This is a genomic window from Pontibacterium sp., assembly GCF_041587635.1.
Taxonomy (GTDB): domain Bacteria; phylum Pseudomonadota; class Gammaproteobacteria; order Pseudomonadales; family Balneatricaceae; genus Pontibacterium.
Map to the genome: position 1 here is coordinate 1 of NZ_JBFGYC010000641.1, position 2,111 is coordinate 2,111.

The 2,111-nt window shown below is 50.8% G+C and carries 3 protein-coding genes; all 3 read right to left on the minus strand.

Annotation, left to right across the window (positions count from 1 at the left end; translation table 11 throughout):
* Nucleotides 1-148: 148 nt before the first annotated feature.
* Genes ABYW01_RS20170 through rnd form a run of 3 tightly spaced genes read right to left on the minus strand, consistent with a single transcriptional unit; the run spans nt 149 to nt 2,058 of the window.
* Nucleotides 149-586 carry a YcgN family cysteine cluster protein gene (locus ABYW01_RS20170; RefSeq protein ID WP_372836240.1) on the minus strand — a complete coding sequence of 146 codons (438 nt, stop codon included), beginning with the start codon at nt 584-586 and terminating at the stop codon, nt 149-151.
* Complete coding sequence (locus ABYW01_RS20175) at nt 587-874, minus strand: YcgL domain-containing protein (protein WP_372836242.1); 288 nt, start codon at nt 872-874, stop codon at nt 587-589. It abuts the gene before it with no gap.
* Nucleotides 874-2,058, minus strand: a complete 1,185-nt coding sequence (rnd, locus tag ABYW01_RS20180; RefSeq protein WP_372836244.1) for a ribonuclease D — start codon at nt 2,056-2,058, stop codon at nt 874-876. Before rnd ends, ABYW01_RS20175 begins: the two co-directional genes overlap by 1 nt.
* Between the last annotated feature and the right edge of the window lie 53 nt (nt 2,059-2,111).

Consider the following 2,111-nt stretch of genomic DNA (forward strand, 5'->3'; position numbering starts at 1 on the left):
AACCATTGTGATGAAACACTTCCAACCGGCTTCAATCCATCAGGGCTAGAGAAGAAATGCGCGTAGCCCCCAACATATGAAGCCTTCAAATACTAAAAAGCCCCGACACACGTTCAGGGCTTTTTAGTTTCACGCTAAGTACGCTGCGTTACTCGATCACGTAATCCACAAAATCTTCTTCGTTGATTTCGTTATCTTTCACTTCATAGAAGCTCAGTACCGAGGCATTTTCTTCAATCACAGATTCCTGACGCCCACTGACCAACGGATGCCAGTCCGGCAGATCTTTACCTTCGTGTACCAGTCGATAAGCACAGGTAGGTGGCAACCAATGAAAAGCATCCACATCCTGCGGACGCAGCTTCACGCAATCAGGGACTAAAGTGCAACGATCTTCGTAACGGGTACAACGGCAATTATCAAAGTCGAGCAGATGACACACCACGGTGGTGTAAAACACCTCGCGGGTGTCTTCATCTTCGACCTTATGCAGGCAACACAAAGCGCAGCCATCACAGAGCGATTCCCACTCTTGTGGATTCATCGCTTCCAGCGACTTGCTGCGCCAAAAAACCTCGTGTGCCACTTAGCGGACTCCGGTTTCAGGACGATCCTGATGCAGGTCCAGCATATAGTCTTCTTTTGGTGGTGGCATCTGCAGGTAAAAACCTTTCTCATCGATCTCAGACAGCACCTTGGCAGTATCAACACGAGCCAGCTCGCGTTTTTCCGTCAGTGGCATGTCCATCACGTGCAGAGCAGCACCAAACATCTCCAGCAGAGGCTCAGGTACACGTTTCAGCTGATCACGCTTATCCACGTAAAGGTACATTTCTTCTTTACGTGAACTTTTAAATACAGAACAAATTTTCATCAATCTCGTTTCCCAATTTCTTTCAGCGCGGCGAGCAATTTTTCACCCACTGCATCGCGACGCCAAGGGCTGATGCTCTCAGGCATACTGAAATTCGCATCATCCAGACCAGAGCGAATCAATGCATCCAGTTCTTTTTTACGCAGCATTATTTCTGGCGCCACATCTAGCTCAGCGGCACATTCGCGCACAATAGCTTTCAGCTTTTTCAGTGGTTTGTTCCAGAAAAACGGTAACGGACGCAGAATCGGTTCAGGTGGACTCTGTTCCGCACTGTGCCGTGCATTTTGCAGGAAGCTGAGTATCTGCTTGCCATCGTTACGAATGATGGCACGTTTAATATCATCAACACGGGAGAGGTCATAAACCGATTGAGGCCACTGGTTCACAATTTCCAGCAGCGCCTGATTACGCAGAATACGGTTGCGGGGTACATCACGGTCACGACAGGTTTGCTCGCGCCAAGCGGTCAGATCCCTTAAAGCGGCGATCTTATGCGCGGGTAGCGTCCACATCTGCGTGAAGCGTTTATAGTACTCAGCTCCCTCTGGATCTTCATCAATCGCCTGCCGCAGCATGGCCTCGCTTTCCTGCTGCAGCCATTCTAACATGCCACGCGCTTCGAGTGCGTCTTTCTGCTTTTGGCAGATAGCGGGCAGGTAAGCCACATCCAAAGCAGCATACCGCTCCTGGCTTTCACTCAGGGGACGACGCAACCAGTTTGAGGTGGTCTCATGCTTCTGAACTTCGACACCCAAGATCTCCTGCAACATACGCTGCAGCCCCATGGAGAATCCCCAGTTCAGAAACGCAGCCGCAACCTGAGTATCAAAGACCGGTTCCGGCAACACGCCAAGGCTGTTCTGAAACAGTTCCAGATCCTCCGAGGCGGCATGCAGCACCTTCAACACGTCCGTATTCTGGAACAGTGCTTTCAGCGGCTCAAAATCTGTCACGCTGAGCGGATCAATCAAATAGCATTGTTGATCATCGGCCAGCTGAATCAGACCCGGTATCGGGTAGAAGGTCTCGACACGCTGAAACTCGGTATCCAGTGCGACCATCGGCAAGGTTTGCCAATGCTGACACCACTTGGCAAGTGTCGCGTTATCGGTGATCACTACAGGCTGATCAGCAGCAGCTTCCAGCTTATGCCAATCATAGGCAGCAGAGGTCTGACTCATACAACTTCCTTAGATTAATGAACGACGGCCTGCCAGCGCATGCGCCAGCGTAC

Bases quoted from the DNA above. Each gene is read 5' to 3' on its own strand.
- ABYW01_RS20175 (WP_372836242.1), bottom strand. From the start codon at position 874: ATGAAAATTTGTTCTGTATTTAAAAGTTCACGTAAAGAAGAAATGTAC.
- rnd (WP_372836244.1), bottom strand. From the start codon at position 2,058: ATGAGTCAGACCTCTGCTGCCTATGATTGGCATAAGCTGGAAGCTGCT.